This is a genomic window from Gluconobacter sp. (genome assembly GCF_047722525.1).
Classification (GTDB): Bacteria; Pseudomonadota; Alphaproteobacteria; order Acetobacterales; family Acetobacteraceae; genus Gluconobacter.
The window spans coordinates 1-6650 of the sequence record NZ_JBDNYY010000049.1; the positions used below are offsets into that span (position 1 = coordinate 1).

A 6650-nucleotide genomic window follows, 5' to 3' on the forward strand; every position below is an offset into this window, starting at 1 on the left:
TCAAAGAGATTCCAACCGGCATTGCGTACGCGATCTGGTCGGGAGTGGGCATTGTGCTTGTCGCCGTGATCGCCTGGATCTTTCAGGGTCAGAGACTTGATCTCCCAGCCATGATCGGCATGGGTTTGATCATTGTAGGCGTTCTGGTGATGAACCTCTTCTCAACGACAACCGGGCATTAACCCTGATTTTGGAGCGCTTCATGAGCAATCGTTTGGCCGTATTTTCTGCCTTGTGCCCTCTTCTCTTTCCGGTCTGCGCTTTTGCACAAAGCTCCCAAGACTGGCTGCCAGAGTCTGGTGTCAAATCCCCCTACAGCCCGCTTGCCGTTCCGACGGAACTTCATCCGGTCACAGCGTCTCTGAGCAATCTGCTCAAAACAGGCTACCGGATCACCACAACCACAAACTACGCCGGATCTGGAGCTCTCTTCACGCTGGAGAAACGTGGTCAGACCATTCTCTGTGTCCTGACCCCTCCCAATCCGCAAACAGACCAGAATGTTCCAACCTCACGCTGCTGGTCTTTATGAAAACCAGAAACGGGTTGGGCATTCTCAGACACCATGGATGTGTATGAGGCTCAGGAGCCTTTCTCCCGTTTCGCTTGCATCAAGCGCTCTTTCAGGGCCAGCAGGTTGGGGTTGATCTTTTTCTCCGGTTTCCAGGGCGTGGTGATCTCGGGAGCCTTCTCATCTTCGTCTGGATCAAGAGAAGGCTGACGGGCCGGGGACGTTGGAGCAGGTCCAGCAGACGGCGTGACAGTGCGCGTGGGGCGGTGGGTCTGTCTGGCGTCCTGAGCTGAGCCCTTCCGTTCTTTCCGAACCCGGTACAGGCCGGTCTCAAGCGTCCGGACTTTGATCGGAAGATCCAGCTCTTCTTCAAGCATCTGACGAATAGCCTCCAGCGTATAGCCGGATCGGATCAGGGTCTCGATCCGGTCAATCTGACTGCGCAGGATTCCGACGAGTTTGGTGGGCTTCGGTTTGCTCTTCTGATCCATCGCGGTGCTGTTCCTTTCTGTCAGATCATCCAGAGAGCCCGTCTGCATGGAGCTTGTCAAAAAAGAGTATTTTTGAAGTTTTTTTGGAGCTATTTCGGTGTTTCTGAGTTCAGAAAGAGCTTTTTTAGAGATTTTTTAGAGATTTTTTGACGTATTTTTGGTGAGATTTTGGTGTCTCAAAATTGGAGGTCGCTGCGCTCCTAGGATCAGGACGATTTTGGAGGCGTAAGACGAGGCATGAAGGGCTTTTTCCTGGAATGACGGACCGGATTTTCCCTTAATCTGGACTATACACAATACGCAGTCCGATGGACTGACAAGTAATTGAAAAATAAACACATTTTAGAAATGTGGCCCTTTGGGCGTATTACCTTGGTAATACGTTTCCGCCATTTATGGCAGTTTTCTGCGCCTCAATCGTATTACCTCGGTAATACCAACGCTGGCAGATGACCTGTTTGATAACTGGTCCAAGCGTTTCCAGCCCTCAGATCGGCACAAACCTTCCAACAGTTTTCGTAGAAATCCGCGCTTTCTTATGTTACATGTAACGAAAGGAGAGAAGCCATGACCCCTGTTGCCATTCGCGTCCAGAAGCGCCGTGACACCCTTCGCAAGGCCGGACTCCGCCCCGTCCAAATCTGGGTGCCCGATACACGCACCCCGGGCTTTGATGCGGAATGCCAGCGCCAAGCGCGTCTGGTGGCCGAAGCAGACCGGCACGATCCTGCGCTGATGTCCTTCCTGGATAGTGCGGCCAGCGATCTCGACGGGTGGGAGGCATGAACCGGGGAGACTTCGTGACCGTTGCCCTTCAGGGTGATCTGGGCAAACCCCGTCCCGCGCTGATCGTCCAGGCTGACCGCTTCGAGACAACAGCCTCCGTGACCGTGCTGCCTGTCACCAGCACCCTCATAGACGCGCCTTTGCTCCGCCTGTCGGTGGCCCCAGACGAGCGGAACGGGTTACGCAAACCGTCCCAGGTAATGATCGACAAGCCCAGTACGGTCTCCCGCGACAAGATTGGCCCCACCTTCGGGGTCGCCAGCGATACCGTCATGCTCTCTGTCAATCGCGCCCTGGCGCTGTTTCTCGGTCTGGCCTGAAAGGTCCGTGACCTTACAACCGCTTGTCTTCGAGACGATCCCACCCGCTCTTCAGGACGCCTCTGACCGTCTGGCCCTGGCTGCCCGCTCTCCCGCAACATTACGCGCCTATCGCACCGACTGGACCGCTTTCGTCGCTTGGTGCTGCGCCCAGAGTGTCACAGCGCTTCCCGCTCAGCCCGAAACCGTTGCCGCCTGGATTGCTGCGCGCCTAGAACAGGGCCGAAAAGCCGCGACACTGGCCCGTGGGGTAGCGGCTGTGTCCTGCGCACATGAGCTGGCCGGGTTCGAGAACTTCAGCCGCTCCCGCGTCGTCCAGGACGCGCTCCGGGGCATGCGGCGGACGCTCGGAACCGCACCGACCCGGAAAGCCCCTGCGACCGTGGACCTGCTGCGTCGGATGCTGGATGTCCAGCCGGATACCCTGATCGGTTGGCGCAACCGGGCACTTCTGGCTCTGGGCTTTGCCGGAGCCTTGCGACGGTCTGAACTGGTGGCATTAGAGGTTACGGATCTCGTGTCTCAGGAGGGCGGCGCACTGCTCACACTCCGACGCAGCAAAACCGACCCGGACGGGGCCCATCAGACGATTGGCATTTTGAACGGCTCGACCATCCGGGCTCTGGATCACCTCTCGACCTGGTGCGAGGCGGCCGAGGTCACGTCCGGTCTGCTGTTCCGGTCCGTAGACCGGCATGGCCGGGTCGGCGGGTCGCTGTCTGATCGCTCGGTGGCCCGGATCATCAAGATAGCCGCCGAGGGTGTTGGGCTCGATCCGGAGCTCTTCTCGGGGCATTCGCTACGGGCAGGGTTCATCACCTCAGGGGCGGAGGCCGGCGCCGATGCGCTGCTGATCGCCGAAACCTCGCGGCATCAGAGCCTAGACGTGCTGCGGAGCTATGTCCGGCGTGCCTCATTACTGAAGACCCATGCCGGACACCGCTTCCTGTAACCCCTAGCCAAATGGCCACCACCAGCGGCGGCGACCGTACACCCCGTACGTCCGGGGCCGCTCAGGGGGTACGTTCAGGGTGAACACTGGTTTTTGTACAGGGTGAACGTTCGGGGTGTACGTAGAGTGTACGCGTTCACCCTCGATCCGTGAGATCTTCTCCCTGAGCTGGGCATTCTGTTCCTTAAGAACGGCGTTTTCTTCCCGGTAATCTGAGACTTCTTGGCGTCTTTCATTCAGTTCAGTTTGGAGAAGACCCATCATGTCCCGCAGGGTGGACAAAGCCGTATTGTCCGGGGTGAACATCCCATTGTGTTCGGGTGTACGTACAGGGTGTACGTCCGGGGCTACGCGTTCAGTCCGTTCAGGGGTCTTGTTCAGGGCAAAAACGGGAACAGAAACACGGACAGTGCCATGATTGTCCGTGATTTTGAGCCAGCCGCCGCGACGAACCCGCGCGCGTGCAGCTTCAAGGGAAAGTCCAAGCCGGTCAGCTAACTGACGATAGGTCAGATTTTCTGTTTGCTCGGCCATAGATCCTCTTCGTTTCAAGCCTGAGCTTATATCCGGTCGAGCATGGAATGCGAGTAAGGCTGTCACCCTAGCTAGGGTTACACATCTTGCCTGTTGGTTTTTTGTCTGAAACAGCCCGACTTGGCCATGAATGGTCTCAAGAGAGAATTTCCAAGGTTTCGAGCTGACTGAGGCCGTCTCGGGCCATTCAGGGCCAAGTCGGGTCAAGATGAAGGGATAACCTTTCAAAGAGCTTTTTCGTCTTGAGCCTTTTGAACGTGTGTCTGAGGGGAGATTTTGCTTTGGAGAGGTCAACTCGTTGAGGAAGAGGGAGACCAGGAGGCGATCAGGTCAAGCCAGTCGTTCTTGGTGCGAGGTTTTTCAAAGAAAATATCTCTTTGGAAAATAGATCCGCTGCCATTTTGGCAGTTAGAAGAAAATCTTAGTTTTCGGCGGGTAAGAGCCTCTTTGAGGCGATGTGTCGCATAGGCTGCTGCGGCCTTGGCTTGTTCCAAGCTAACCAGGATCAACCGGTAGCGGTTGGGACCATTTACAACGCGCCCTGAGCGCCGCATACGCTGGCGGGTCCGTTCCACCAGACCCAAGCTATATGCTGTTTCCAGCGCCCGGATAACGGTTCTGGTGCTGCATCCGGCGCGGGCGGCAATGCTTTCGTGAGACGGGAACAGACCGCGATGGCCTTCGAAGCTGGCGAGGGCCTGGAGGACGAGATGCGTCTTGGCGGTAATCTGACGGGCTTGGGTCAGGGTCCAAATCTGGGAAGCAAAAGAGGTCATGCCTGTGATCCTTCTCAGGCGAGACACTTCCCCGTACAGCTAATCAGACATTGAAACCAACACCGGCCACGTCTATTATCTATACATCGGATGCCTAAGCGGGCTTAGTCGCTTTTGCATCTGCCTCGCCGCGCAACAGCGAGTTTCGAAGGGGACAGCCTTGCCGGGCTGTCCCCTTCATCGTTTCAATACATACTGCTCGGTTGAATATCGATTGTCCAGCGATGGCGTGAAACGTTCGCTAGATAGTCTTCAGGCGACCATAGCTCGACGTGCACTATCAAGGTCCATTGATAGGATCACCTCGTTACCCTCTCGCGCTTCCTTCGCGAACTTAAACATTCAGCGCAAATAGCGAGCCTCTGTGAGAAAGCTTTTTAAGCTTGTCCCGCCATTCCTGCGAGACAAAAGCATAATTTTTGCAAAAATACCAAAAAAACATCCCTGGATGGTTTGACTTACATTCCAGGATATGATTTTTTTAATTCCAGGTTCTTTTTAAGAAAGCATACACTATGATTCCTTCAACCAACGGCCTTCCCACCCCACTTGCTACTTTGGACGATGTCCTGGATGGTGGGGATACCTCTGAAAAGCCAGTTAAGACTTTTATTGGTCATAATCTCGGAAATCGCACTTTCCTCATGCTACTGCCTATGCATGAGTTCTACGGAATGTCAGAGGTTGCGAACGATGCCGGGCGCGACGGGGATACCATTGCTCAGCGTAAGTTAGACCCTGTCCATGCTCACAAACTAGCAACTTACATCTTGAAGGGGCTCGTCTCCGCAGCGATTGAGTATCGTGATGCTCGCAACCAGCCAGTGCCTGAGGAGATGAAAAATGTCCTCAGAAAGCTTGGTCCACAGCCTTACATGTCGCTACAGCCGATTGTCGTGAACATTCGCGACTGTAACGTGCGAGGTTCGGATATTCGCGGCATTCGTTTACTCGACAAATCTACCGAAGAAACAACTGGATTTAAGGTGTTTCTTTCCCAACGGCATGTCTTATGGGTGGTTGATGGACAACACCGTCGTAAAGCTATGCAACAGGTTTTCGAGTTCCTTGAGGGACTTCGCAGCAGCCGTACTTATCCGAAGAAGGGGAAAAACCTAGTTCCATTTGGGGATGGAGAAGCTATCTCAAAAGAAGAATATCAGGTTTGGGAAGAATGCTTCGAGCGGGCGAGAACTTATTGCACTGTTGCCGTTGAAGTGCATCTCGGTCTTAGAGCAGATGAAGAACGTCAGCTCTTTCATGATTTGAATAGGCTTGGCAAAAAAGTAGATACTAACCTTGCACTGCAATTCGACAATTCTAATCCAGTCAATTTGTTCATCAAGGAAAAGCTTATGGAAGAGCTTAACCTTGGGGTTATAGAATCCGAAGTAAAGAACTGGTCTGATGATGATGGTCGAATTGTTCGTAAAGATTTAGTGGCGGTTAATGCTATTCTTTTACTCAATCGTACGAACATCAACGGCGCTACTCCGCAGATGATCGATGGCCGAACGGAAACAGGCATTTGGTTCTGGGATTCTGTGCGGAACATCAATGGCTTTGGAGAAGAGCATGCACGTGAAAAAACCGTTGCTGCTCAGCCGGTGGTTTTGAAGGCTCTGGCTAAACTGGTTTTTGATTTTAGCTTTAGCAATCGTCGTCCCGATAATGGTGACGACCTCACTGAACGCTTGCTCTCTTCGCTTGAAGAGATCGACCTGAGCCATGAAAATCCAATGTGGCGTTACTACAACCTTAGCATGGAGGAGCGGGCAGAAGCAGGGTTAGAAGGCCTTTCCAATTATCTGCCGCCTGACGAAAGCGGTAATCGCGACCTTGGGAGCTATCAAGGCGGCTTCATGCGCTTCGGTGCTAAGCATAATGACATCTATCCCATCCTGGGTGATATGATTCGCTGGAAGTTACAGTTACCTTCACGTCGTCCGCTGCCGACACCATAAGTCGAAGCAGTTGTCGATTTCTCCAAGACAATTCAGTTGAGGGGAAGATCGTGAACTACAGCTTTAAGTCCTTTCTAGGTTCTGAGAATGGGCATTCTCAGAACCCAGGAAGGGTGGCTTTCTTCCTGAAGCGCTCCGGCTCATTATGACGCCATGAGTTACCTCTATCTCGGCATCGCCATCTTTGCAGAAATCGTCGCAACCTCGCTTCTGAAGGCTTCCGAGGGATTCACACGCTTCGTCCCGACAGTCATTCTCGGTGTCGGATATCTCGTCGCCTTCTACTGCCTTTCGATGGCCCTCAAAGAGATTCCAA

The 6650-nt window shown here is 53.8% G+C and carries 9 protein-coding genes; 6 read left to right on the forward strand and 3 right to left on the reverse strand.

All coding sequences use genetic code 11. The features are described 5' to 3' along the window. On the forward strand, window positions 1-182 hold a 182-nt coding region (locus ABF859_RS15195), incomplete at its 5' end, for an SMR family transporter (protein ID WP_415528473.1). Between the two features lie 400 nt (window positions 183-582). On the opposite strand, the gene ABF859_RS15200 is transcribed toward ABF859_RS15195, so the two are convergent. Continuing rightward, entirely contained in the window at window positions 583-1050 is a 468-nt protein-coding gene (locus ABF859_RS15200) for a hypothetical protein (protein ID WP_415528474.1), read from the reverse strand. A 519-nt stretch (window positions 1051-1569) separates the two neighbouring features. Between ABF859_RS15200 and ABF859_RS15205 the strand changes: the two genes are divergently transcribed. The 3 genes from ABF859_RS15205 to ABF859_RS15215 are packed head-to-tail and all read left to right on the forward strand — an operon-like array spanning window position 1570 to window position 3060. Next, a complete protein-coding gene (locus ABF859_RS15205) occupies window positions 1570-1788 on the forward strand; it encodes an antitoxin MazE family protein (protein ID WP_010505707.1) in 219 nt (72 codons plus the stop codon). Window positions 1789-1802: 14 nt separating this feature from the next. Then, complete coding sequence (locus tag ABF859_RS15210) at window positions 1803-2108, forward strand: type II toxin-antitoxin system PemK/MazF family toxin (RefSeq protein ID WP_415528475.1); 306 nt, start codon at window positions 1803-1805, stop codon at window positions 2106-2108. 7 nt (window positions 2109-2115) lie between these two features. Next, on the forward strand, window positions 2116-3060 hold the full coding sequence (locus tag ABF859_RS15215; RefSeq protein WP_415528476.1) for a site-specific integrase: 945 nt from the start codon (window positions 2116-2118) through the stop codon (window positions 3058-3060). 3 nt (window positions 3061-3063) lie between these two features. On the opposite strand, the gene ABF859_RS15220 is transcribed toward ABF859_RS15215, so the two are convergent. Together ABF859_RS15220 and ABF859_RS15225 are read right to left on the reverse strand one after the other, a co-directional pair. Then, entirely contained in the window at window positions 3064-3594 is a 531-nt protein-coding gene (locus ABF859_RS15220; protein WP_415528477.1) for a hypothetical protein, read from the reverse strand. A 290-nt stretch (window positions 3595-3884) separates the two neighbouring features. Beyond that, window positions 3885-4370 (reverse strand): helix-turn-helix domain-containing protein, encoded by a 486-nt coding sequence (locus ABF859_RS15225; protein WP_415528478.1) that lies wholly within the window; start codon window positions 4368-4370, stop codon window positions 3885-3887. A 515-nt stretch (window positions 4371-4885) separates the two neighbouring features. On the opposite strand from ABF859_RS15225, the gene ABF859_RS15230 reads away from it, so the two are divergent. Together ABF859_RS15230 and ABF859_RS15235 are read left to right on the forward strand one after the other, a co-directional pair. After that, window positions 4886-6334, forward strand: coding sequence for a DNA sulfur modification protein DndB (locus ABF859_RS15230; RefSeq protein WP_415528479.1), 1449 nt, complete (start codon window positions 4886-4888; stop codon window positions 6332-6334). Window positions 6335-6487: 153 nt separating this feature from the next. Continuing rightward, a partial coding sequence (locus ABF859_RS15235) for a DMT family transporter (protein WP_415528480.1) occupies window positions 6488-6650 on the forward strand: 163 nt, incomplete at its 3' end.